Source organism: Caulobacter mirabilis (assembly GCF_002749615.1).
Taxonomy (GTDB): domain Bacteria; phylum Pseudomonadota; class Alphaproteobacteria; order Caulobacterales; family Caulobacteraceae; genus Caulobacter; species Caulobacter mirabilis.
In genome coordinates this window covers 240,729-264,393 of sequence record NZ_CP024201.1, presented here as the reverse complement: position 1 = coordinate 264,393, position 23,665 = coordinate 240,729, and the positions used below count along the sequence as shown (strand labels likewise).

The following is a 23,665-nucleotide window of genomic DNA, read 5'->3' as shown; positions in this document are numbered from 1 at the left end:
CCTCAGGCTCCGCCAGCCAGCTCGGCGAGCGCGTTCTCGTATTCCTCGCCCTGCGGAGACCGGTAGTGCCAGAGCACGCTGTCCTCCATGAAGGACACGCCCTTGCCCTTCGTCGTGTCGGCGATGATCACCGTCGGCTTGCCGCTTTCGAGAGGAGCGCCGTCCAGAACGGCATGGAGGGCCGCGTGGTCATGCCCGTCCACGCGACGAACCGCCCAGCCGAACGCCGTCCACTTGTCGGCGAAGGGTTCCAGCGCCAGCGTTTCGGCGACCGACGCGAGGCTCTGGATCTTGTTGTAGTCGATGATCGCAACCAGGTTGTCGAGGCGGTGGTGGGAAGCGAACAGGATGGCCTCCCAGTTCGACCCCTCGTCGCATTCGCCGTCGCTGAGGACGACGAAGACACGCTGGTTTCCACCCAGGCGGCGGAGCTGTTTGGCCATGCCGCCGCCGACGCCCAGGCCGTGCCCGAGCGAGCCCGTCGAGAGCTCCACGCCCGGGACGCCCTTGTGCGACACATGCCCCGACAGCACGGAGCCGTTGCTGTAGTGCTGCTCCAGCTGCTCGACCGGGAAAAAGCCCCGCTCGGCGAGCGCCGCGTAGACACAGGCCCCGGCATGCCCCTTCGAAAGGATGAAACGATCCCGCCCCGGCCATTTCGGCTGGCTGGGGTCGACGCGCAGGACCCGGCCGTAGAGCACGGCCATGATGTCGGCCATCGAAAGGGCCGACCCCACGTGCGAGCTGTTCCCGCGGTGCGTCATCCGCACGACGTGGCGTCGCAGGCGAAGCGCCAGCGCTTCGGTGTCCGCCACGTTCGCCTTGGCTCCCAGTTCCCCCATTAATCGAGCACCGCGAAGCCGATGTAGGGGTCGAACTCGAGGCGCTCGATCCGGAGCGGCCGGGCCGCGTGGGCTTCCAGCATGGCCAGCGTCTCGCCGGGCCACAGCGGGTTGTCCAGCTCGTCAAACGCGATCACCGCGCCCTTCGGCATCCGGGGCAGGAAGTGCTCGAGAGCGACCTTCGTCGGCTCATAGAGATCGAAGTCGAGGTAAAGCAGGCTGACCAGCAGATGCTGGTTGGCCTCGATGAACGCCGGAATGGTCTTGGTGGCGTCTCCGCGCACCATGTTGACCTTCGACACATGCCCGAGGAACCGGGTCGAGTCGTAGATGTCGACCAGCTGGCTCAGTTCATCGAACACGTCGGCGGCGAGGTCGCCGACCTTGACGTTCCGCGCGGCGCCGGACCGGTCCTTCTCGCTGACGCTCGGAAACCCTTCGAAGGTGTCGAACCCGTAGATGCGGCGGGTCAGGTTCACCGGCTCGAGGATCGCCGAGAACTTCGCCCAGCTCATCAGGCCGAAACCATGGTTCACGCCGCACTCGACGATCGATCCCTTCACCGGAAGGATCCGCTTGAAGATCTCGTACAGGGCGAGGAAGCGGGTCAGGTTCTGGCGTCGAACGTACTTCGGGAAATTCTCCATCTTGGTTTCCCAAGACGAAGGGTTGGCCTCGAAGAGGGCGCGGTTTCTAGGCGCTTCCAGAGCTTCGGCTTCGGTGCGCAACCCGCCGGAAACGGCAATCGGCTTGTCCATGAGGTCTTCGGGCTCAACCGTTGTAGAAGGTTTCGATTTGGTCGCACACATAGTGCGCGTCGTCGTCGCTGAGCATCGGATGCAAGGGCAGCATCATGTAGCGACGGGACATTTCCTCCGCGTACGGAGCATGGGCCTTGAGGTTCAGATCCTCGAACTGATGGATCATGTGCCCGCCCCACTGCATGATGGTGCCGACGCCCCGCGCGGTCAGGAACTCGCGCAGCGCGTCGCGGCGCTCCGACTGGATCTCGTAGTTCTGGAAGATGTCGAACCGCAGCGGATCCGAATCCGGCCCCGGCGGCAGCAGAAGCTCGGCGACAGTCGACAGGCGGGCGTCGTAGATTCGGGCCAGCGCGCGGCGACGGTCGATCGATTCGTCGTAGCGCTTGAGCTTCACGGACAGGATCGCCGCCTGGATGTTGTCCAGTCGACCGTTGATGCCGAAGCGGTGCACCTTGCCGTCCTTTCCGCGACCATGGTCACGGAGTTCCCGAGCCTGTTCGGCGAGCGCGTCGTCCTCGAGGATCAGACCGCCGCCGTCGCCGAAGCAGCCCAGCGTCTTGGCCGGGAAGAAGCTGAAGGAGCCGGCGACGCCGAAGGTGCCGGCGAACCGCCCGCGGTACTTGGCGCCCATCGCCTGGCAGGAGTCTTCCACGATCTTCAGACCGTGCTCCGCGGCGAAGGCTTCAACCTTGTCCATGTCGCAGGTGCGGCCGTTGAGCTGCACGGGCATGATCGCCTTGGTCCGGCTGCTCAGGACGTGGCGCGCGCTGTCCACGTCGATCATGCTGTCGGGGCCGCAGTCGCAGAGGACCGGCGTCGCGCCGACCTGGTGCACCGCCGCCGCGGTGGCGATGAAGGTGTGGCTCGGCACGATGACCTCGTCACCGGGGCCGACGCCCGCCAGGGTGAGCGCGATCTTCAAGGCGACGGTGCCGTCAGCGACCCCGATGGCGTGCTTGACGCCGAGGTAGCGCGCCAGCGCCTCTTCGAACTCCGCCAGATCGCGCTGCATGATGTAGGCGCCGCGCTGCAGGACGTCCTCGAAGGTCGACAGATACTCTTCGCGATGCTCGGCGAAGAGCGCCGGATAGTTGAAGAACGGCACCTGACGCCCCGCTTGAGGGGCAGTTGCAGGTTTCTCAGCCGTGGCCGATGTCGTCATAGTCCGAACCCTTTTCGCCAACCCCTAGCGGGGGTTTCCTCTTGTATCGCCGCTGAGGAACGAAGCGGACATCTCACAACCCTATACCGCCAGACGTGACGCCTAGGCGCGCGCCGCTTCCCGTTTCGCGAGGAAATCGGCGATGATCGAAGCGCAAAGCTCGCCCGACTTCCCATCGCCGTAGTCGGCGATGTCGCGCCGTTCCGTCGCCGTCTCCGGCGCAGTCCAGAGACGGTTCCAGCCGGCCTCGATGGTCTCGGTCCATTCCGTCTCGCCGCGCAGGGTGATGCACGGCTTGCGATGGAAGTAGGCCTCCTTCTGCAGTCCGCCGGAGTCGGTCATGACCAGGCTCGCGCCGGCCAGAAGCCTGTGGAGGTCGAGATAGCCGAGCGGTTCGACCAGGCGGAGCCCCTCGGTGCTGACGGCGAGACCCTGCAGGCGGCTCCGCGTCCTGGGATGGACCGGGAAGATGACCTCCTGCCCGCCGGCCGTGGCCTGCAGGTAGCGAACGATCGTCGCGAGTCGTTCGGGATCGTCCGTGTTCTCCGCCCGATGGACCGTCGCCACCGCATAGGGCCTGTCGGTCAGACCCAGCTGCTCCACCACGGTCGAGACGCTCCGCGACTTCTCGATCGCGAACAGGGTCGCGTCGAACATCACGTCGCCGACGTGCACGGCCTTCTCCCTCAAGCCCTCGCGCGCCAGATGCTCAAGAGCCGACTGGGTGGAGCACAGCAGAAGGTCGCTGGCGTGATCGGCGAGGATCCGGTTCATCTCCTCCGGCATCCGTCGGTTGAACGACCGCATTCCGGCTTCGATATGCAGGACCGGGATATGCAGCTTCACCGCGGCCAGCGCCCCCGCGAGGGTCGAGTTCGTGTCGCCGTACACCAGCACGCCGTCGGGCTTCTCGGAGACCATGATGGCCTCCAGCTGCTCGAGCATCCGGCCCGTCATCTGGCCGTGACCGCCGCCGGCCACGGTCATCTGGTGCGCCGGTTCGGCGATCTCCAGTTCCCGGAAGAAGACGCCGGACATGTTGTCGTCGAAGTGCTGCCCGGTGTGGACGAGGACCTCGTGAACATCGCCTCGGGAGGCCAGCGCGCGGCTGACCACCGCCGCCTTCACGAATTGCGGGCGCGCGCCAACGACCGTCAGAAGCTTGGGGCAGGAACGGTTGGACATGGAGCCTAGACCTGAACGATCCGATCCCGGTTCCGCACGATGTCGCGGGTGGCGTTGCGCGCATCGGCGACGATGGGAACGTTGTCGACCAGCTGCTGGTAGTCGATGTCGTCGTGATCGGTGCAGATGAGCGCCGCGTCGAAGCCCTGCAGGACGTCGGCCGCCCAGCTCACGCTCTCGCGACCAGCCAGAGGCGCGTGCTCGCGCGTCATCGGCACGGTCGGGATGAACGGGTCATAGAACTCGACGGTGGCGCCCCGCGCTTCGAGATCCTCGAGGATCACCAGCGCCGGGCTCTCGCGCATGTCGTCGACGTTCTTCTTATAGGCCAGTCCGATCAGCAGGATGCGCGCGCCGTTCACGCTCTTGCGGCTGCGGCGGCCGAGCGCCTCGGAGAGCGCCGCGACCACCTCGCGGGGGGCGCGGGTGTTCACTTCGCCGGCCAGCTCGATGAAACGCGTCGGCACGTCGTACTCGCGCGCCTTCCAGGTCAGGTAGAACGGATCGATGGGAATGCAGTGCCCGCCCAGGCCCGGGCCGGGATAGAAGGGCATGTATCCGAAGGGCTTGGTCTTGGCGCCCTCGATGACTTCCCAGATGTTGACGCCCATCTTGCCGTAGATGAGCTTCAGCTCGTTCACCAGAGCGATGTTCACCGAGCGGAAGATGTTCTCCGTCAGCTTCACGGCCTCGGCCGCGCGCGTGCTGGACACGAGCATGACGTTCTTCACGATCTGGCGGTAGAGCAGCTCGGCCGCCCGGCGCGAGGCTTCCTCGTCGGCGCCGACGACCCGCGGGATCGTGGCGGTTTCGAACTGCGGATTGCCGGGATCTTCCCGCTCGGGGGAATAGGCGAGCAGGAAATCCGTTCCGACCGAAAGGCCGCTGGTCTCCAGGATCGGCTTCACGACTTCATCCGTCGTGCCAGGATAGGTCGTCGATTCCAGCACGACCATCTGACCACGCCGCAGAACCGGCTTGATCGTCTCGGCGGTCTTGACGATGTACGACAGGTCCGGATTGCGGTGGCGATCCAGCGGCGTCGGAACGCAGATGATGATGACGTCGGCGTCGGACAGCCGGGCCGCGTCGCTCGTCGCCTGGAACCGGCCGCTCTTGGCCATCTCGCGGACGATCTCGTCCGGGACCGTGCCGACCGGGCTCAGCCCGGCCTGGAGGCGCGAGATCTTGCTGTCGTCGATGTCGAACCCGAGAACCTCGAGATTCGCATTGTGCACGGCGGCGGCCAGCGGCAAGCCGACGTAGCCCAGGCCCATGATGGCGATCCGCGCCTCACGGTCTTCGAGGCGCTTCAGCAAAGCGGCAACGGTGTCGGCGCGTTCTTTTCGTTCCACGATCACGTTGGTCATTCGACCCTATCCAGAGTTGTTTTCGTTGCGCGACAGCGCGGCTTGTCCGCGCTTTACGCACCACGGCGTGCAGGCTCGATCTCGGATGCCGCCCGCCGGGCTCTTAGTACTCGAGCTGGAAGCCGAGCAACAGGACCGTCACCCCCTAATCTGACGCATGTGGGCCAGAAAGTTCTGATGATCGATGGCGAAGTTCCCGCTGACCTGTTGGTCGTCGGGAACGTTCTGAGTCACCACGGCGCCGATGGACACCTTGGCCCTCGCGCCGACGGACACCCCGTTCACGATCACGGCCGACGGCCCCAGGTAGGCCTCGTCGCCCACCACCACCCGGCCGAGCACATTGACCAGCGCGCAGATCTGGACCCGTCGGCCGATCTGACAATCGTGCGCGATGTAGACCAGGTTGTCGGTGACGGTCTCTTCGCCGATCGTGGTCTCGCCCCCGAAGATCGCCTTGGCGATACAGGAGTTCGCCAGGATTTCGACGCCTCGGCGAAGCCGAACGCCGCCGATCGAGGGGATGATCCGCCGCCGCCCCTGCACGATGCCGGTGTTGAACGCGCTGACGCCCAGGGCGACGCCCGGGTGAATGATGCAGTCGTCCTCGATCGTGACGCCGGCGGCGATCACCACCTTGGCGGCGACATGGACGCCCGGCCCGATGTCGACGCCGTAGGGCGCCACCCGCGCATCCGGATCGATGTGCGCATCGGGGTGAATCCGCGTCGGCGACGCGGCCAACGCCGCTTCATGCGCCTTGGCGCAGAGGACATGCAGTTCGCTGTGGACGCCGTCGGGATCTTCGGTGACCGCTACCGCGAGCCGAGAATCAAGCCGTTCGGCGATATCCGGCCGCGTGATGACGGCGACGATTCTCGGGTTGGCGTTGACCTCATCCGCATACTTCGCAGACCTCAGAGGCACGCAAAGGCCATTCAGAGGGGTCGACAGCTTCCCGGTGATCGCGAACGCCCCATCGCGCAGCACCGACAGGCCGCCAAGCGCTTGGAAGTCACTCAAGCGGTGGTTCATACGGTCGCGCTCACCCGGTCGCTCGCCGTCCAGTCCGCGGAATGCTGGTCGCTGGCCGCCTGCGCCGCCTCGAGGAGGCTCAGCACGGCGATGGCCTCGGCGGCGTCGGAACGTGGCTGCGTCTTGCCGCGCACGCAGTCGAGGAACCAACGCATTTCGTTCAGCAGCGGCTCGTCGGACGGATATTCGACCGGCAGACCCGGCCCCTTCACGAATCTCGGCGCGCCGTTCGAGGCGTCGAGATAGCCGGGATAGTGGACCAGCTTGCGGCCGGCGTCGGCCGCGGTGTCTTCGAAGACGAGCGCGCCCTCCGTTCCTAGGACGACGAGCTTGTGCTCCTTGAACGGCGACAGCCACGACACGTCGGCCTGCGCGCTGACCGCGCCGTCGAACCGCATCTGCACGACCACGCGATCGGGAATGACCGGGCTCACGACGTGCACCGGAAGCGCCTGGACCGACTTCGGCGGCGCGCCGATCAGCTTCAGGATCATGGAGAAGTCATGGGGAGCCATGCTCCACAGGGCGTTCTCTTCGGTGCGGATCGCGCCGGGATTCAACCGGTTGGAGCTGACGTGCCGCAGTTCGCCGATGGCGCCTTCGGCGACCATCTCGCTCAACCGGACGAAGGCCGGGTGATACTGCAGCAGATGTCCCACCATCAGCGTCAGGCCGCTGGCCGCGGCCTGGTCGGCCACGCGCGTGGCGTCCGCCATGTTGAGCGCCAGCGGCTTTTCGACGAACACATGCTTCCCGGCGAACAGGGCCTCCTGGATCAGCCGGGCATGGTCGACGGCCGGCGCGGCGATCGCGACGGCTTCGATGTCGCCGGCGAAGGCGGCGCCCATGTCGGAGGTCGCCCTGACGCCGAGCTCGCCGGCATAGTCGGCGAGTCCGTCCGCCATCGGATCAACGATCACCTCCAGCGAGCCGAGACGCGCCAGCGCGCGCGCAATGTTCCGCCCCCAACGACCGCAGCCGATCAGCGCCGTCCTGGGAGCGTTCTCGTACAGATTCATTTCGCGTATCCCAACTCAACCAAGTCGCTGCCTCGAAGCATCGAGATACGCTCGGAAATCATGCGCAGCACTTCGTCCGACCGGTCCTCTCTCGCGAGGACGACGAGCTTTTCGATAGCCTCGGCGCTGAAGTCGGCGCCTTGTGTCTTGGTCAGAATCTCCCGGATCCCCGGCAGCCGCTCGAGGGTGGCCTCGTTCACGTCGACGAGCTCTTCGGTCAGCTTCTCGCCCGGCTGAAGTCCGATGATCATCATCGGGATATCCTCGCCCAGGGTCTTGCCGTTCAGCGCCGCCATCTGACGCGCCAGATCGACGATCTTCACCGGCTCGCCCATCTCGAGCACATACTTCTTAGGAAGGGAGCCGCTCGTGTCCGCTCGGAGGGCGGTCGCGTAGAGGACCAGCTGCACGGCCTCCGGGATCGTCATGAAATACCGTTCGACGTCGGGGTGGGTGATGGTCACCGGTCCGCCGCGCTCGATCTGATCGCGGAAGATCGGCACCACCGACCCCGCTGACCCCAGCACATTGCCGAAGCGCACCGCGCAGAACTGGGTCGTCAGGTCGTCGGACTGCGGCAGCACCGCTTCCGCCAACCGCTTGGTGGCCCCCATGACGCTTGTCGGCGCCACGGCCTTGTCGGTCGAGACCAGGACGACCTGACGCGCCTTGGCGGCCAGGGCGGCGTCGACGACGTTCGCGGTCCCCAGGACGTTGGTCAGCACGCCCTCGCAGACATTCTTCTCGACCAGCGTCACATGCTTCAGGGCGGCGGCGTGGAAGACGAGCTCAGGGCGTTCGCTCAGGAACACCGCCTCGACGCGCTCCTTGTCGCGGACGTTGCAGAGGAAGGGGCGCGAGGTCTGCGTTCCGGACAGCCGCTCGATCTGGCGGTTGATCTCGAAGAGCAGGTGCTCGGAATGATCCAGCAGCGTGATGTGCGAGCAGTTCATCGCCACCAGCTGGCGGGCGATTTCCGAGCCGATGCTGCCCCCGGCGCCCGTCACCAGCACCCGCCGTCCCTCGACGAGGTTCCGGATGCGCTGGGTGTCGAGACGCACCGGCGGGCGCGCCAGGAAGTCCTCCAGGACCATCTCGCGCAGGAGGCCGCCCCCGCCCTGTTCGTCGCCCAGTTCAACGATGCTCGGCAGCCGCAGCAGACGATGTCCCGCGGCCTTCAGCTCGCCCAGCGTCTCGGCGGACAATCCGAGATGCCCGATCGGCTCGCGCAGGAAAAGGATCGCGGGGAATCGCTTACCCTTCACGTCCTCGGCGCCGGCGAGGGCGAGCAGATCCTTCGTCGTCGCCAACACGGCGACGCCGTGCATCTGCAACCCCACGTCCTGGGGCGAGGTCGAAACGATCGCCAGCGGCGCATAGGCCGGATCCGGCGCGCCGGATACGCTGCGAAGATAGCTCTCGGCGTCGCCGATCTCGCCGACCACCAGCAGCCCGTTCTCGTTCCTCGACGGCCGCATGAAGGGGAACATGCTCAAGGCCAGCGAACGGTCGTAGGCCATCCGCCACACGATCCGGACGCCGACCAGGAACACCAGGCTGATCAGCCAGGCCAACAGGAGCACCGAACGGGGCAAGGCCAGCCCCCGATCGACCAGGAAGATCGTGCCCAGGAAGAGGGCCGATGTGATGGTCACGCTCCGGAAGAGCGCCAACAGCTCCCGCGCCGACGAGAACCGCCAGGCGGCTCGCTCCGTCCGGGACACGAGCTCGACCACCGCCGCGATCGCCGCGTAGAGAGCGGCCCAGCGCAGAACACGAAGGGCCTCGGGATTCGTCACCCACCATTCGAGCGGAAGCCCGCGCCGAACCTCGTAGGCGACGACAAATGCCGCAAAGACCAGGAAGACGTGGAGTGCGTACTTTCTGGCCTGGTCCGCAAACCGGCTGATCGGAGGCTTCATCAGCGGCTCACATCGTATTGGTTTGAACGAAGGAGCGGCGCCTCCCCAAGGCGAACAGCCCGCTCCTCATCAAAAGACTGCGCACCAGCAATCTCCCCACTTGGACGAGGTGGAAAACAGATCATCGCCCACAGTTTCCGAAGCAATATAACGCCCCCTACCGGATGGTGTTCATCATGGAACAACTTAACAACACTAGCTGTGTAAGGTTCCGAAGCACGGAGCGTCGCTCAACTCACGGCTTAGGCTTCGACATTCTCTCTGTCAATGCCACTCCCCTCCGGTGGACGGCGCCGCCGCGAGCGGCGCCTCTCCGGTGAAAGGACGCGTCCGTTGGCTATGACGCCGCAGCAGAACGCGAACAGCACAGCCATGGTTTGGGTCCGAAGCGGATAATCCACGGCGGAATGCAGCAGAACCAAGGCGATCGAGGCCGTCACCGCCAGGGAGAGGGCGGAACCTTCCCTGTTGCGCCATGTGCGGACCGTCTCGACCCCGAGCCAGACCAGGGCGGCCAGGAGAAGAAGCAGGCCTAGAAGTCCGCCCTCCAACCACAGCTCAAGATAGTCGTTGTGCGCGTGGTTGAAGTAGTTCGGCGCAACCCGACTGAGAGGTTCGACCGAGCGGTACACGGTGTCGAAGGCGCCGAATCCTCCGCCGAACGGCATATAGGCCCCCGCGGCCTGTGCAATGGTCTGCCAGGCGTCCGCCCGACCCACCTCCGGAGGCGCTCCGAAGCGCTTCAGAATTGGCTCGATCGCGAAGACCACCACCACGCTCGCCATGGCCAGCGCCCCGCCCGCCACAAGGTGCCAGCGCCCGTTGGAGCCGCGGCGCCGGCCGGTCTTCCGCGCCACCAGCAGCAGGGCGATGAGGGCCGGTCCAGCCAGCAGGATCCCCGCGCGGGACTCGATCGCGATCAGCCCCACCAGCGCTATGAGGGTGAACAGGGCGGCGCCGGCGATGACGAGCTTGGAACGGTCCGTCTGGCCCGAACCGGTTTCCGCGAGGAACAGACCCGCCAGGGGAAGCGTGGCCAACAGCAACGTCGCCAGATGGTTCCGGTTCGCGAACAGACCGACTGGCGACCCGTAGTTCGTTGTCTTGTAGGGATACAGCGCGCCCGAAAGGTCTCCGAAAGCCTGGAACAGCCCGATCAGGACGGAGACGGCGGCCAGCGCAATGTAGACGCCGACGATCCCTCGCTGCGCGCGCGGGGTCAGCTGCAGCGCCGCGAGGAACATCGCCGCCGGCGGGAGGAGGCCCAGGAAAACCGCAAGCGTGAACTCGGGCGTGAGCGACAGCGGCGCCCAGGGACGCCCCGCGCCCGCCGCCTCCAGAGCTCCGGCCAGGGCTTCACGCTGAGGCAGGGCGGTCCAGACGCCGTAGGGAAGCGGGATCAGCTGGATCAGCGGCAACAGAAGGACGGCGCCCATCAGCAGCAAGGCCGCGATGTGGTTGCGCCACTGGCCCGAGAGATAAAGACGTCCGCCCGCGACACAGAGCAGCGGCAGCGCCGAAAGCTCGACGACGGCGAGCAGGCCTTCGTTCTCGCGGCTGGCGCCGCCGAGCAGGAACGATGTCGCCGCCAACGCCAGGCTCAAGCCCGTCAGAAGGTCGATGCTCATCCCGAAGCGCTGGCCGAGCGGGCGCTGTTGACGCCCCCCGGCGCTGACGCGGCTCCTCGTCTTCTTCCGTGCCTCGACCATCAGAAAGCCTGCTTCATCTCGGCGCGTTGAACGTTCAGGTCGTCATACCAGACGACGATGGTCTGGCGCCGGTCCAGCGGATGCGCCTGGAGCTGCAGCCACTGCCCGACGCATCCCTGCGCCGGCACCTCGAAGGCGAGCCTGAACCGCGCCCAATGATGCTGTGGCGGAGCCACGCTCTCGGAGGCGATCATCCGGCCATCGTCCGCGCAGATGATCGACCAGCCTGTCCGGATCGGCTGGTCGTCTTCCGATCGGCGCTGGCCGACGAGTTCGTATCGTCCGGGCTCCAGCAGCAGCAGCTGGTTGACCATGCCGGGCGCCGAGTAGCCGTCGTACTCGATCCGCAGGGCGCGGTTCCCGCCACGCAGGCCGTCCTCGGTCAGATCGACGGCGGAGCCGACGCCGCCGAAAAGATTCCACCGAAAGGGCAGCGGCTCGGACACGCCGTCGAACGCGCTGTCCACGACGAGGCTGTTCGCCTGCCCCCCGAGCCCGCGACGTAGGCGCGAGACCTCTGCAAGGCGCCGTTGGCTGACCAGGCCCATGTAGATGATCGTCTGTTCGTCGGGCGAAAGCCCATGCCCGGCCGCGTTGAGGCCGAGCGCCAGGTCGTCCGCCAGCCCGGCATAAAGGCCGTCGTTGGCCAGATAGTAGAAGAACTCGCTCCTCCAGCTCGGCTCGGTTTCGAGCCGCTCGATCAGCGCCGTCTTCGCGGCGGGATCGTTGCGGGCCAGCTCGGCGACCGTCCGGAACATCGAGGCGCGAACATCCAAGCGGCGGCGAAGAAGCGCATCCGCATGCAGGAACGCCGCCGGATAGTCTCTCGCCCGGACCCGGTTTTCGAACATCCACAGATGTGAAGGACCATCCCGGAACCCGCGCTCGGCCGCCAGGGAGACCAGACGTTCCGCCTTCGGGTCGCCCGCCTGGGCGGCCGCCAACCCCAGCGTTCGCAGGGCTTCGACGTTCGCGGGCTCGCCGCGCAGCGCCTGAAGCGCGAGGCTTCGCGCGCCTTCGACGTCGCCGGCGGCGAGGTGTTGCGCGGCAAGTTCCGCCTTCCATCGTCCCGACCAGGGCGCGATGTGAACGGCGGCGGCGGCCGGAAGAATGCTGGCCGCGCCCTGAGCGAGCGCAAGGCCGCCTAGCAGCAGAGAGACCCCCCACGCCGCCCCCCAGACCCACCGCTTCGGCTGATGATCACCGGAGCGCGACGTCATGGGTTAGGCCGATCGGCGGCTGGTTTGCAGCGATCCTTGCGACCCCGTGCTGCCGTACGTGTAGTCGTACGAGTAGCTGTAACCGTAGGACGTCGTCTTCATGTTGAACTTGGTCAGCACGATGCCCAGCAGGCGCGCCTGGCCCATCCGGAGCCGCTTCAGCGCGCCCCTCGCCTGGCCGCGGCGCGTGCCGCCGGCCTCGAGGACGAAGAGCGTTCCCCCGACCTGAGACGCGAGCAGCGGCGCGTCGGACAGGCCGAGGACCGGCGGGCCATCGATGACGACGGTGTCGAAATGGCGGCAGGCCTCTTCCAGCAGCAGGGAGACGCGGTTCCCGCTGAGCAGCTCCGCCGGATTGGGCGGGAGCGGACCACAGGCCACGAAGCTCAGGTTGGGCTCGCTCGTCGGCTGAACGACGGCCTGGAGCGAGGCGCCCCCGGCGAGGATGTTGCTCAGGCCCTTGGAGTTCTCCGCCGCCAGGACCTGGTGCATCGACGGGTTCCGGAGGTCGGAATCGATCAGCAGCACGCTGCCGCCGACGCGAGCCAGGCTTCGCGCAACCGCCAGCGCCGTGGTGCTCTTCCCCTCGGAAGGCTTGGCGCTGGTGATGAGGAGCGTCGACGGCACGCCGTCCGGCGTCGAGAACTGGAGCGCGGTGCGCAGCGAGTAGTAGGCCTCCGCGAAGCTCGACCGGATTTCGTCCAGGGCGGCGGCGGGGCGCACGCCCTTCTCGAGCAACGGGATCGCCCCGAGCACCGGCACGCCGAGCTTGGCTTCCACGTCCTCCGGGGTCGACAGGGACTCGTCCAGAGCTTCGCGGATGAAGGCCATCAGCACGCCCAGGCCCAGGCCCACGATCGCGGACACCAGGATGTTCAAGGGAATGCTCGGCTTCGAAGGCCGCGAAGGCGGCTCCGCGCGGTCGACCAGCGAGATGTTGTTCGCGGCGACGCCTCCGGCGACGCCGATTTCCTTGTAGCGCTGCAGCAGCCCGTCATAGAGCGTCCGGCTGGTGTCCAGCTCGCGCTGCAGGATGTTGTACTGCACGCTGCGGCTACGGAGACTCAGCACGTCCTGCTTGAGGCCGCCGACGCGGCCGCGGAGCGACTGCTCCTCGGCGAGCGCCGCCGAGTAGCGGGCGCGCAGGGACGCGCGGATGTCGCCGGCGATGGCGTTCTGCTGGGCGTCGAGCTCGCTGAGCTGGGCCTTCAGCTGCTGCATCTCCGGGAAGTCAGGCTTATAGACCCTGAGCTTCTGCTGGTACTCGGCGTTCAGGCGGGCCCGGTCCTGGGCGATCTGCTGGACGGCCGGGTTCTGCAGAACCTCGGGCAGGGTCATGACGGCGGCCGTGCTGGCCTGGCGCCACTTGGCCTCCGCGGAGACGCGCGCCGCCGTGGCCTGCGCCAGGGCCTGGTTCATCGAGGCGAGATCCGTGGCGACCAGCGACTGCGCCGCCCCCGTCTTCTCGTCAGGCTCGGTGAGATTGATGATCTGCTGCTCGGCGGCGTAAGCGACGAGCTGACGCTCGGTCTCCTCGAGGCGCGCCTTAACCTGAGCGATCCGGTCTTCGAGGAAGTCGCGGGCGTAGGCGGACGACTCGAAGCGCCGGTCGAGATTGGCCTTGATGAAATTCTCCGCGAAGGCGTTCGAGATCTTCGCGGACAGGGCCGGATCGGGGCTGCTGAAGACGACGTGAACCAGGCGCGATCCGGTGACCGGCTTGATCACCAGATTGTCCTGCAGAACCTGGACGACCTGCTCCTTGCGCTTCGCACGACGCTCGGCGTCGGTCGAACCCTCTTCGCGAGGGTCGACGTTCATCTGCTCAAGGAAGGCGTTGGACGAGTTCAGGCCCAGATTGTCGGCCACGCGCTCGGCCAGCATCCGGCTTTCCAGAAGACCATACTGGGTCTGGAAGAACTCCATCCCCAGCGTCGACGTCTCCTGCGGAGACACGTCGCCCTCGACGACCTTAGCGGCCTCGCGATCGATCTGCAGCGTCGCGTCAGCGGTGTAGATCGGCGTCATCAGCAGCGTCGCGGCGACGCCGACGACCAGGGCCGCGACGAAGATCACCGCGATCAGCACGCGATGCTTGAGCAGCATTCGCCAGTATTCGACCAGGTTGAAGGCCGGCTCCGCCGTCTCCTCCATGGCCGTCCAGGGCACCGGCGCCGCGCCCACGATGACAGGAGCGCGCTGGTCGCGAAGACTGATGGGCCTCGCGTCGTTATCTTTACCCAACATCGGTACGGAATCCCAACTAGGAGGCCCAAGCAGTGGCTGGTTTAGTACGGCCGGAAGATGGCGAGCGCAGGGAGGGCCGCCAGAACTTCACGAACGATCCCTTTCGCCGCCGAGCCGTCGACCACGACCACGTCGTCGCCGAGAATTTCAGGATCTGGCATCTCGCCGCGCCGAATGGCGGCCAGGTCGAACGTGGCGGCCATCCGCTGGCCGCCCACGCTCCGGAACACGACCACGCGCTGGAGGTTCGCGGTCCGGTTGGGGCCCTTGGCCATGGCCACGGCCTGCATCAGCGTCGTCCGCCCCTTCATGACGAAGACGCCCGCTTCGTTGACCGAGCCGTCGACGGTCACCTTCTGGTTCGCCGATTGAACCACCAGAACCGAAACCTGCGGCGACTGGAGATACTTCTGACCGAGAGCGGCGGAAATGTCGGCCGACAGTTCGGTGGTCGTCTTGCCGGACGCGGCGACCTGGCCGATCAGCGGCAGCAGGATGTTGCCCGTCGCGTCCACCTGGACCTTCTCGAGCGTGAGATCCTTGACCTGGAAGACGTTGATGCTGAGCTCGTCGAGCGGACCGATCTTGTACTCGGTTTTCATCGGCTCCGGCGCCGACGGCACCGAAAACGACGAGGCCTGATTGCGGCTCCCGCTCGCACAGGCGGAAAGCGCCAGGGCGGAAACCACGAGAACCAGCGCCGAGCGCATAGCGATGGCTCGAGAAGACCCCCTCGCGATCACAGCCGTCATAGAACCTCCCGCATCAAACACGCCCTCACCCGGCGATGCCGCTCTTCTTCAGTCGATGTTGAGCAACACGTTCGATCAAGAAGGCGGGCGCTTGGATCCCGTAGCCGGAGCAACAACTCTTTCATCGGAACAAGTCCTTAGAAAGACGCTTTCCGTCACGCTTCCGCCTTGGACCGAACGCCTTGATTGGCGACAGAAAATCAAACAGCAGAGCCGCCTTATCCGCGCTCGCCAATGCTCGGTCAAGTGCGTCGTTACCGACCTCACGGCCCCGCCTCTTGTGGGCCATAGAAAAAGCCAGCGGACTTTGAGGTCCGCTGGCTTTCTCAAGATTTCTATATCGGCCGAAGCCGATAGAGCTACCCCTACGGGCTCGACGGACCGTCGTCGTCGTCATTCGCCGCGATGATAACCGCGGTGGTGGCGACGCCGAAGATCACGAACAGCAGCCAGGGCGAAGCCTCGAACTGGTTCGATTGAGCGGCCGGAGCGCCAACGCGGGCAACCGCGCTGGTAGCGGCCTTAGCCGGAGCCTGTTGAGCGAAGGCCTGCCCCGAAAGGCAAACCAGGCCAACAGCGACGGCGGTGGCACATTTGCGAAGCATGTCTCACCTCATCCTTGTTACAACGCAAGGGCCATCGGCGCCTGAGCGTCAGGAAGACCAATAGCCCCCCTGCGAAACGCCTGCAACCCTAGTTCAAGCAACGGATCGAGAAAAAAGAACGGGGTGCGGCCAAAAGACTACAGAGTGTAATTTTCGGTCACTTGCCGTTCAGGAAATCCTCCTCCCGAGCAGATCGATTTGTAGCGAGATCGCCACCGAGCGCAACCGGAAGATTACTAACAGAAAGCAAAAGCCCCGGCCTTTCGACCGGGGCTTCGCTTGGCTTAGCAGCCGATGATCAGGATCAGAAGTTGATCGAGATCGTCGAACGGCGGTTCAGCGGTTCCTTCACGCCGTCGCCGGTCGGCACGGCCAGTTCCGTTTCACCCTTCCAGTCGACCTGCAGGGCGCCGGCGTTCAGGCCTTGGCCCACCAGGGCGTCGGCCACGGCCTTCGCACGACGTTCCGACAGGCGGACGTTGTACTTGGGCGAGCCCGACGAGTCGGTGTGGCCGACGACCACGACGCGCGTGGCGTTGCCGGCCGAGGCGTACTGAGCCGCTTCATTCACCACCGTCTGGGCTTCCGGCGTCAGGATGTACTGATCGAACGGGAAGTAGACGATGAACTCACGCGCCTCGTAGGCCGGCGGCGGCGGAGGCGGCGGCGGCGGGGGAGGCGGCGGGGGAGGCGGCGGCGGCGGCGGCGGCGGGGGAGGCGGCGGCGGCGGCGGCGGAGCGCCGAAGGTGTACCGCAGACCGAAGGTCACCGAGTGATCTTCGACGCTCGCGCTCAGGTCGCCGCCGAGCGTCGACGAGCCGCTGGCGAAGTCGAAGTCAGCCGTCTTGAAGTAGCGGTAGGTCAGGTCGCCCTGCAGGTTTTCACCCAGCGGGAAGGCCAGACCGGCCAGCAGCTGCCACGCGAAGGTGGTGTCGCTGTCGCCGGTGTCGACGACGTACGGGTTCGGGGTCAGGAGACCAGCCTGACCGCGCGCGGCGCCGACGCCGGCGCCGACGAACGGCTTCAGCGAGAACGCGTCGAAATCATAGATCAGGTTGCCCATGAAGGAGTGGGTGCGGAAACGGCCGTTGACGCCGCTCTCATCCACATCGCCCGGGCGCGTGCCGGCTTCGAACTCGACCCGCCAGTTCGGCGAGAGCTTGTAGCCCAGACGCGCAAACCCGGCCAGGTCTTCGACATCCAGTTCGCCAATGCTGCCGAGCTTGGCGGTGTCCACCTCGACGGTCGACCAATGGTAGCCGATGTCAAAAGCGCCATACCAGCCCGAGTCTTGCGCTTGCGCCGCCGGCGCCAGCGCCATGGCGCTCAGGACGGCGCCCAGCATCAATGCTCTTTTTCTCACGTTGAGCCCCTCACTCGTTGTGCCTGCGCCAATCGCCTGGCATCGATGAACGTGTCGGACGGCGAACCGCCCTTGGGTGTAATCTTGGGGAACCCCCCAACGGCCTGAGCGCCTGGATAGGCGTTCACGACGCTGCACAAACGCATCTACGCCGGATTGGTTCCACAGTTGTTTCAAGTTTCCGCAGAAAAGAGAGCGGACCCTCGAAACAGCGCGGACCCTACAATAACTCTCCTGGCCTTTCCACCCTGCGACGACACTCGCCGGACGGTCAATGAGAGGGGCATCAGCTTTCTGGAACGTTTCCCTCAAGCTCGTTGAGCCAGGCCGAAACCCTCGCGTCGGACGGCATCCGCCAATCCCCTCGCGGCGAGAGCGCGCCGCCCGACGAGATCTTCGGGCCGTTCGGCACGGCGGACCGCTTGAACTGGTTGGCGAAGAAGCGCTTCAGGAAAACCCGTAACCAGCCTTTGATTTCATTGATGTTATAGGCGCGCCGCTCCTCCCGGGGCACGGCCGACGGCCAGGCGCCGCGCTCGGAATCCCCCCAGGCGGCCAGCGCCAGATAGGCGATCTTCGACGGCGTCATGCCGAATCGCGCAAGGTGATGGAGATTGAAGTCCTGCAGGGCATAGGGACCGACGACGGCCTCCGTGGACTGACCCGCCCCAGTTGAGTCGGGCGGCACCAGCTCGGGAGAAATTTCGGTGGCGAGGATATCGCGCAACACCTTTTCCGCCCCGGCGGAAACCTCTCCGGACTGGGCGACGAACCGGATCAAATGCTGGATGAGCGTCTTGGGCACAGACCCGTTGGGGTTGTAGTGACTCATGTGGTCGCCGACGCCGTAGGTGCACCAGCCGAGCGCCAGTTCGGACAGGTCTCCGGTCCCGACCACCAGCCCGCCGCGCTGATTGGCGATGCGGAACAGATAGTCCGTGCGCAGACCGGCCTGAACGTTCTCGAAGGTCACGTCGTAGACCGGCTCGCCGCGGCCGAACGGGTGATCGAGATCCGCCAGCATCTGTCGGGCCGCCGGTCGGATGTCGAGCTCGGCGGCCGTGACGCCCAGGGCCTCCATCAGCTGCCACGCGTTGCCGCGGGTTCGCTCGGACGTCCCGAAGCCCGGCATGGTGAAGGCGAGGATGTCCGTGCGCGGCCGACCGAGCATGTCCATCACCTTGGCCGAAACGAGCAACGCCTGGGTCGAATCGAGGCCGCCCGACACGCCGATCACCAGCCGCGACAGGCCGGTCGCCTTCAGTCGCTGGGCCAGCCCCTGCGCCTGCACGTTGTAGGCTTCATGGCAGTTCTCTGCGAGCCGGGTCTCGTCGTCCGGCACGAACGGGAAGCGGTCGACGGCGCGCTCCAGGGGAAGCTCCCCGGATGGCGCCGCGAAGGTGAAGCTCTGTACGCGGTAGCCCATTTCCGCCTGCCGGCTGGCGATGCTGTCGCCGAAGGATCCGGTGCGGATTCGCTCCTGACGCACCCGGCCAAGGTCGACATCGACCAGCGCCAGCGTGGACTCGGCGGGAAAGCGCTCGCTCTCCGCCAGCGGCTCGCCCAGCTCGAAGATCGAGGCCTGCCCGTCCCAGGCGTTGTCGGTCGTCGACTCTCCGACACCCGCGGCCGAGTAGGCGTAGACCGCCTGGCAACGCATCGATTGGGAGGCGCACAGCAGCCGCCGGGCCTCGGCCTTGCCGATGACGATGTTGCTGGCCGACAGATTCAGCAGGATCTCGGCGCCGCCCAGCGCCGCCAGGGTCGAGGGCGGCTGCGGCGTCCACACATCCTCGCAGATCTCGGCGTGGAAGGTGAACGGAGCATCTCCTTCCGACCGGAACAGCAGGTCGGTTCCGAACGGAACGTCGCGCCCGGCGATTCGGGCCGTGCGGCCGATCACGCCGAGGCCGCTCGCGAACCAACGCCGCTCATAGTACTCGCGATAATTGGGCAGGAAGGTCTTGGGTATCGCTCCCAGGATTTCGCCGTCGTGGATGACAACCGCCGCATTGAACAGACGTCCCTCGAACCGCAGCGGCGCCCCCACGGCGAAGACGGGGCGAAGGTCGCGACTCGCCGCGACCAGCGTCTCGATCGCGCTCTCGACCGCATCCAACAGCGCGTCCTGCATCAGCAGGTCGTCGATCGAGTAGCCGCTGAGCCCAAGCTCTGGGAACACCATCAGCGCCGCCCCGCGATCGTGGCCCTGACGGATCAGCGCCAGGGTTTCGGCGGCGTTCGCGGCGGGATCGGCCAGAGCGATGGTCGGAACGCAGGCCGCGACGCGCACGAAGCCGTGCCGATAGGGCGACAGGAACGGAAACGGCTCGCGGTTCGACATCCAGGACCTTCCAGGGGACCGACGAAGGACGGCCCATAGACCAATGTAGGGTGTCTATACCGCAAACGTCGCCGGTGGGGGGTCAGCTCTGTTCGGCCAACGGCCGTTCACCGCTTTCAGGCGCCCCGGACCGCGGCGCGTTGGGCGCGATCATCGCCACCCTCGAGGCGGGCGAGGAATCGGCCGGCGACGGCCCCTCACCCTGTCCCCGCAGATCCGAAGCACGACGTCGAGGCGAATCGGGCAGCTGCACGCGCCGGCGCTCGGGCTCGGACGCCCGTGCGGGCCGGCTCTCGACCAGATCCCGCGCCAGCAGATCAACCAACAGCCAGGGCTCGACGCAGTAGCGATGGAACAGGCGCTTGGGGTCCGCCGCCAGCCGGAAGAGCCACTCCAGTCCCAACCGCCCCATCCAGCGAGGCGCCGCGCGCTGGACGCCCGCCTCGTAGTCGAACGCCGCGCCGACCGGCAGAACGACGCAAGGGGTCAGAAGGTCGTAGTGGCGGTGAATCCAGAGCTCCTGGCGCGGCATGCCCATGCCCACCATGAGGACGTCCGGACGAAACGCGTTGATCTCGTCGAGCACGCTCTGGGCTCCGGCGGAACCGGGCGTCATGTCGAAAAAGCCGTCCCGCACCGCGATCCGGGCGCCGGGACGCGTCTTGCCGATATTGGCGGCGGCGGCCGCGGCCACGCCCGGCGCGCCGCCCAGATAGAAGACGCGCCAACGATGGACGTGGGCGATCTCCCAGAAGTCGTCGCGCCAGTCGAGATAGGTGCAGCGATGGAAGGCCTGCGCGCGCTTGCGGCCGGTCAACTTGGCCCAGAAAAGCAGCGGCCGCGAATCGATCTCGACCAGATCGGCCTTGTCGAAGAAGGCCTGAAGCTCGGGGCTGCCACGAAGCAGCGCCAGGCTGTGAAGATTGTGGTTGGCGACGATCGCCCGCTTGCCCTGTGCGACATGATTGGCGACGAAGTGCAGGACTTCTTCCGCCTTCACCATGTCCATGGTCTGGCCCAGAAGCCGCACGCGCTCCTCCGGGCGGCGCTTGAGCCGGAACGGTCGGCGCGGCTGCGGCGCGGCGTCGCCGCGCAGACCTCCCTCGCCTATCCGCATTCAAGTTCTCCGCCGACAGGGCCCTTCCCGTCGACTTCGACCCTAGGCGAACGAGCTTAAGTCCCGGTGAGGAATCACGGTGAACGCATCGCTAAGCGGCGACGGCTGCGCTCACCCTTCGATAAGTCTGAGCGCGATCAGCAGATCGCGGACCTCCTCCTGGGCGGCCCGACGCGGCACCGACACCTCGGCCGGCCTCAATCCGAAGGAAAGGTCGGCGACGGTCAGGCCGAAGGGGAACATCTCCCGGTAGGCGACCCGCTCGCGAAGGCCGGGCGCCACGCGGAACCCGATCTGCTGCGCCAGCGCCTCGATCCCCGCCCCCACGCGTTCCCGGTTGCGGGTCTCGGTCGCCGCCAGACGGTTGCGCAGCACCACCCAGTCCAGCTGCCGCCCATACTCGGCCCGCCGTTTCCTGGAGTCGTGCACCACCTTCGAATAGACGCTGGGCCGAAGGACCTTGAGCGTCACGGGGTCAATCGCGCCGAGCATGTCGAAGTCGACGAAGCTGTCGTTCATCGGCGTGACCAGCAGATCGGCCTGCAGATGCGCCGACTTGGAAAGAGGCGTGTTCCCGCCGGGCGTGTCGACGACCACGACGTCGGCCGCCTCCATCGCCAGGACGAGCGCCCGCTCGAACACCGAGACCATGGACGCGGGATCGGCGTCGGCCAGCGCGACCGTGTCTTCGGTCAGCTTGTATTCCAGCGGGATCGGCGCATCGACGCCGGCCGCCGGCAGCCAGCGCCGCCGGTTCGCGAAGAAATGGCTGAGCGACTGCTGGCGCAGGTCGACGTCGATCACCGCGACCCGGGCGCCATGGTACATCATCGCCGTCGAAATGAGCGCCGACACCGTGGATTTGCCGACGCCGCCCTTCTCGTTGGCGACGATCACGACCTTCGGCGCGCCTCTCCGTCGTTCAGGCGTCGGCGGTGGAGAAAATCCTTCAACCCGGAAACTCGCTCGCCCGGGCGGCGGCGGTCGCCGCCAGATGCCTCTCATGCTCTTCCCCCTGGGGCGCTCCGCCCTTGGCCGTTGCGTTTGACCGCCCCGTTTGAACGTTCCGGAGGCGACGCGGGTTGTCAACTCGACCCGCCGGCCGCCTGATTTGCGCCCGGCCGCGTAATCGCTAAGGTCGCCGTTCCCGCGCGCCGGCCATCTCCGAGTTCTCCTTGTCCCAGCCCGTCCTCGCCGTCGACAACCTGAAGATCCGGTTCTCGACGCACGACGGAGTCGTCGAAGCCGTCCGGGGCGTCAGCCTTTCGATCGCGGCCGGCGAATGCCTGGGCGTGGTCGGCGAGAGCGGCTCGGGCAAGAGCCAGACCTTCATGACGGTGATGGGCCTGCTCGCCGCCAACGGCCGGGCGGAAGGCTCGGCCCGGCTCGACGGGCAGGAGCTGCTGGGTCTCAAGCCGGCCCGGCTGAACAGGCTGCGCGGGTCGAAGATGACGATGATCTTCCAGGACCCGCTGACGGCCCTGACCCCGCATGTGCGCATCGGCGAACAGATCGCCGAACCGCTGCGGCTGCACCTGGGCCTGTCGAAGACCGAGGCGAACGCCCGCGCCCTGGAATGGCTGAAGAAGGTCCGCATCCCGGAACCGGAGCGCCGGATGCGACAGTACCCGCACGAGCTCAGCGGCGGCATGCGTCAGCGGGTGATGATCGCGGCGGCCATGGCCTGCGGTCCGCGCCTGCTGATCGCCGACGAGCCGACCACCGCGCTCGACGTGACGGTGCAGGCCGAAATCCTGGACCTGATGGCCGATCTGGTCCGCGAGACCGGCGCGGCCCTGGTGCTGATCACCCACGACATGGGCGTGATCGCCCGTCTGGCCGACCGCGTCTGCGTGATGAAGGACGGCGCCTACGTCGAGGAGGGGCCCGTGCGCGAGATATTCGCCGCGCCGGAGACCGACTATACGCGCGACCTGCTCGCGGCGATCCCCCGGCTGGACCGCGACGATCGCGGCGGCAGGCCGACGATCACGCCGGTGGCCGCCGATGCGCCCACGATCGTGGAAGGCCGGGACGTGAAGGTCTGGTTCGACATCCGTGAGGGCATGCTCGGCCGCAAACGGAGTCTCAGGGCCGTGGACGGCGTCGACTTCCGTATTCGCCGGGGCGAGACGCTCAGCGTCGTCGGTGAAAGCGGCAGCGGCAAGTCGACCCTCGCCCGCGCCGTGCTCCGCCTGCTGCCGCCGGGAAACGGCGAACTGGGCGGTGCGGTGACGGTGATGGGCCGCGACATCACCCACGCCGACCGAGAGGCGATGCGCAACGCTCGCCAGGATCTGCAGATCGTCTTCCAGGATCCGCTGGCCAGCCTGGACCCGCGCACGCCGATCGGCGACTCGATCGCCGAACCGCTGTCGATCTTCCGCCCTGGCATGAGCCGCGCCGAGCGACAGACGGCCGCGGCGACGATGATGGAGCGGTGCGGCCTCTCGCCGGCGCTGATCAACCGCTATCCGCACGAGCTGAGCGGCGGCCAGAATCAGCGGGTGGGCATCGCCCGGGCGATGATCCTGCAGCCCAAGCTGGTCATCTGCGACGAGGCCGTCAGCGCCCTGGACGTCTCGATCCGGGCGCAGATCATCGACCTGCTGATCGATCTCCAGAAGCAGCTCGGCATGGCCATGATGTTCATCAGCCACGATCTGGCGGTGGTGCGCGAGATCAGCCACCGGGTGCTGGTGCTCTACCTGGGCCGGGTCATGGAACAGGCCGACCGCGCGCAGCTCTACGAAAACCCGCGTCACCCCTACACCCGCGCCCTGCTCTCCGCCGCGCCGATCCCCGACCCGGCGGTCGAACGCGCCCGCGAGCGCGTGAAGCTGACAGGGGAGCCGGCCTCGCCGATGGACCCGCGCGCCGCGCTGCGGTTCCTGCCGTCCCGCCTGCCGGTCGATCCCGCGGCGCCGATCTATGTTCCGAAGCTGCTGGAGGCGGCCCCCGGGCACCTCGTCAGCGAATTCGATCCCGCCTGAAGTTCAAGATGTATGG

The 23,665-nt window shown here is 66.7% G+C and carries 18 protein-coding genes; 1 reads left to right on the top strand and 17 read right to left on the bottom strand.

Going from position 1 to position 23,665, the window contains the following annotated elements; all coding sequences use genetic code 11:
• Window positions 1–2: 2 nt before the first annotated feature.
• The 17 genes from CSW64_RS01290 to CSW64_RS01210 all read right to left on the bottom strand — a co-directional run bounded on the left by CSW64_RS01290 (window position 3) and on the right by CSW64_RS01210 (window position 21,553).
• A complete protein-coding gene (locus tag CSW64_RS01290) occupies window positions 3–815 on the bottom strand; it encodes a transketolase (RefSeq protein ID WP_216361219.1) in 813 nt (270 codons plus the stop codon).
• 26 nt (window positions 816–841) lie between these two features.
• Entirely contained in the window at window positions 842–1,600 is a 759-nt protein-coding gene (locus CSW64_RS01285; RefSeq protein ID WP_216361218.1) for a class I SAM-dependent methyltransferase, read from the bottom strand.
• Window positions 1,601–1,613: 13 nt separating this feature from the next.
• Window positions 1,614–2,768, bottom strand: coding sequence for a DegT/DnrJ/EryC1/StrS family aminotransferase (locus CSW64_RS01280; RefSeq protein ID WP_099620393.1), 1,155 nt, complete (start codon window positions 2,766–2,768; stop codon window positions 1,614–1,616).
• Window positions 2,769–2,870: 102 nt separating this feature from the next.
• Complete coding sequence (gene wecB, locus CSW64_RS01275; protein WP_099620392.1) at window positions 2,871–3,953, bottom strand: non-hydrolyzing UDP-N-acetylglucosamine 2-epimerase; 1,083 nt, start codon at window positions 3,951–3,953, stop codon at window positions 2,871–2,873.
• A gap of 5 nt (window positions 3,954–3,958) precedes the next feature.
• On the bottom strand, window positions 3,959–5,323 hold the full coding sequence (locus CSW64_RS01270) for a nucleotide sugar dehydrogenase (RefSeq protein WP_099620391.1): 1,365 nt from the start codon (window positions 5,321–5,323) through the stop codon (window positions 3,959–3,961).
• 138 nt (window positions 5,324–5,461) lie between these two features.
• Window positions 5,462–6,346 (bottom strand): DapH/DapD/GlmU-related protein, encoded by an 885-nt coding sequence (locus tag CSW64_RS01265; RefSeq protein WP_172448420.1) that lies wholly within the window; start codon window positions 6,344–6,346, stop codon window positions 5,462–5,464.
• Between the two features lie 8 nt (window positions 6,347–6,354).
• Window positions 6,355–7,377: a Gfo/Idh/MocA family protein gene (locus tag CSW64_RS01260; RefSeq protein ID WP_099620389.1), complete on the bottom strand. Its 1,023-nt coding sequence runs from the start codon at window positions 7,375–7,377 to the stop codon at window positions 6,355–6,357.
• Entirely contained in the window at window positions 7,374–9,299 is a 1,926-nt protein-coding gene (locus tag CSW64_RS01255) for an SDR family NAD(P)-dependent oxidoreductase (protein ID WP_099620388.1), read from the bottom strand. Before CSW64_RS01255 ends, CSW64_RS01260 begins: the two co-directional genes overlap by 4 nt.
• A 242-nt stretch (window positions 9,300–9,541) precedes the next feature.
• A complete protein-coding gene (locus CSW64_RS01250) occupies window positions 9,542–11,008 on the bottom strand; it encodes an O-antigen ligase family protein (protein WP_099620387.1) in 1,467 nt (488 codons plus the stop codon).
• A complete protein-coding gene (locus CSW64_RS01245; protein ID WP_099620386.1) occupies window positions 11,008–12,228 on the bottom strand; it encodes a tetratricopeptide repeat protein in 1,221 nt (406 codons plus the stop codon). Before CSW64_RS01245 ends, CSW64_RS01250 begins: the two co-directional genes overlap by 1 nt.
• A 3-nt stretch (window positions 12,229–12,231) precedes the next feature.
• Window positions 12,232–14,397, bottom strand: a complete 2,166-nt coding sequence (locus tag CSW64_RS01240; protein WP_172448419.1) for a GumC family protein — start codon at window positions 14,395–14,397, stop codon at window positions 12,232–12,234.
• A 119-nt stretch (window positions 14,398–14,516) separates the two neighbouring features.
• Window positions 14,517–15,077, bottom strand: a complete 561-nt coding sequence (locus CSW64_RS01235; protein ID WP_172448418.1) for a polysaccharide biosynthesis/export family protein — start codon at window positions 15,075–15,077, stop codon at window positions 14,517–14,519.
• 515 nt (window positions 15,078–15,592) lie between these two features.
• On the bottom strand, window positions 15,593–15,832 hold the full coding sequence (locus CSW64_RS01230; protein WP_099620383.1) for a hypothetical protein: 240 nt from the start codon (window positions 15,830–15,832) through the stop codon (window positions 15,593–15,595).
• A 304-nt stretch (window positions 15,833–16,136) separates the two neighbouring features.
• Window positions 16,137–17,177 (bottom strand): OmpA family protein, encoded by a 1,041-nt coding sequence (locus tag CSW64_RS22375; RefSeq protein ID WP_099620382.1) that lies wholly within the window; start codon window positions 17,175–17,177, stop codon window positions 16,137–16,139.
• A 304-nt stretch (window positions 17,178–17,481) separates the two neighbouring features.
• Window positions 17,482–19,539 carry an NAD(+) synthase gene (locus CSW64_RS01220; RefSeq protein ID WP_099620381.1) on the bottom strand — a complete coding sequence of 686 codons (2,058 nt, stop codon included), beginning with the start codon at window positions 19,537–19,539 and terminating at the stop codon, window positions 17,482–17,484.
• 82 nt (window positions 19,540–19,621) lie between these two features.
• Entirely contained in the window at window positions 19,622–20,656 is a 1,035-nt protein-coding gene (locus CSW64_RS01215; RefSeq protein ID WP_099620380.1) for a WecB/TagA/CpsF family glycosyltransferase, read from the bottom strand.
• Between the two features lie 111 nt (window positions 20,657–20,767).
• Window positions 20,768–21,553, bottom strand: coding sequence for a division plane positioning ATPase MipZ (locus CSW64_RS01210; protein WP_245863796.1), 786 nt, complete (start codon window positions 21,551–21,553; stop codon window positions 20,768–20,770).
• A gap of 278 nt (window positions 21,554–21,831) precedes the next feature.
• On the opposite strand from CSW64_RS01210, the gene CSW64_RS01205 reads away from it, so the two are divergent.
• A complete protein-coding gene (locus CSW64_RS01205) occupies window positions 21,832–23,649 on the top strand; it encodes an ABC transporter ATP-binding protein (RefSeq protein WP_099620378.1) in 1,818 nt (605 codons plus the stop codon).
• Window positions 23,650–23,665: the final 16 nt, after the last annotated feature.

Excerpts from the sequence above, each read along its gene's own strand:
- CSW64_RS01285 (WP_216361218.1), bottom strand. The coding sequence starts at position 1,600 with ATGGACAAGCCGATTGCCGTTTCCGGCGGGTTGCGCACCGAAGCCGAA.
- CSW64_RS01280 (WP_099620393.1), bottom strand. The coding sequence starts at position 2,768 with ATGACGACATCGGCCACGGCTGAGAAACCTGCAACTGCCCCTCAAGCG.
- wecB (WP_099620392.1), bottom strand. The coding sequence starts at position 3,953 with ATGTCCAACCGTTCCTGCCCCAAGCTTCTGACGGTCGTTGGCGCGCGC.
- CSW64_RS01270 (WP_099620391.1), bottom strand. The coding sequence starts at position 5,323 with ATGACCAACGTGATCGTGGAACGAAAAGAACGCGCCGACACCGTTGCC.
- CSW64_RS01260 (WP_099620389.1), bottom strand. The coding sequence starts at position 7,377 with ATGAATCTGTACGAGAACGCTCCCAGGACGGCGCTGATCGGCTGCGGT.
- CSW64_RS01255 (WP_099620388.1), bottom strand. The coding sequence starts at position 9,299 with ATGAAGCCTCCGATCAGCCGGTTTGCGGACCAGGCCAGAAAGTACGCA.
- CSW64_RS01250 (WP_099620387.1), bottom strand. The coding sequence starts at position 11,008 with ATGGTCGAGGCACGGAAGAAGACGAGGAGCCGCGTCAGCGCCGGGGGG.
- CSW64_RS01245 (WP_099620386.1), bottom strand. The coding sequence starts at position 12,228 with ATGACGTCGCGCTCCGGTGATCATCAGCCGAAGCGGTGGGTCTGGGGG.
- CSW64_RS01235 (WP_172448418.1), bottom strand. The coding sequence starts at position 15,077 with ATGAAAACCGAGTACAAGATCGGTCCGCTCGACGAGCTCAGCATCAAC.
- CSW64_RS01230 (WP_099620383.1), bottom strand. The coding sequence starts at position 15,832 with ATGCTTCGCAAATGTGCCACCGCCGTCGCTGTTGGCCTGGTTTGCCTT.
- CSW64_RS22375 (WP_099620382.1), bottom strand. The coding sequence starts at position 17,177 with ATGCTGGGCGCCGTCCTGAGCGCCATGGCGCTGGCGCCGGCGGCGCAA.
- CSW64_RS01220 (WP_099620381.1), bottom strand. The coding sequence starts at position 19,539 with ATGTCGAACCGCGAGCCGTTTCCGTTCCTGTCGCCCTATCGGCACGGC.
- CSW64_RS01215 (WP_099620380.1), bottom strand. The coding sequence starts at position 20,656 with ATGCGGATAGGCGAGGGAGGTCTGCGCGGCGACGCCGCGCCGCAGCCG.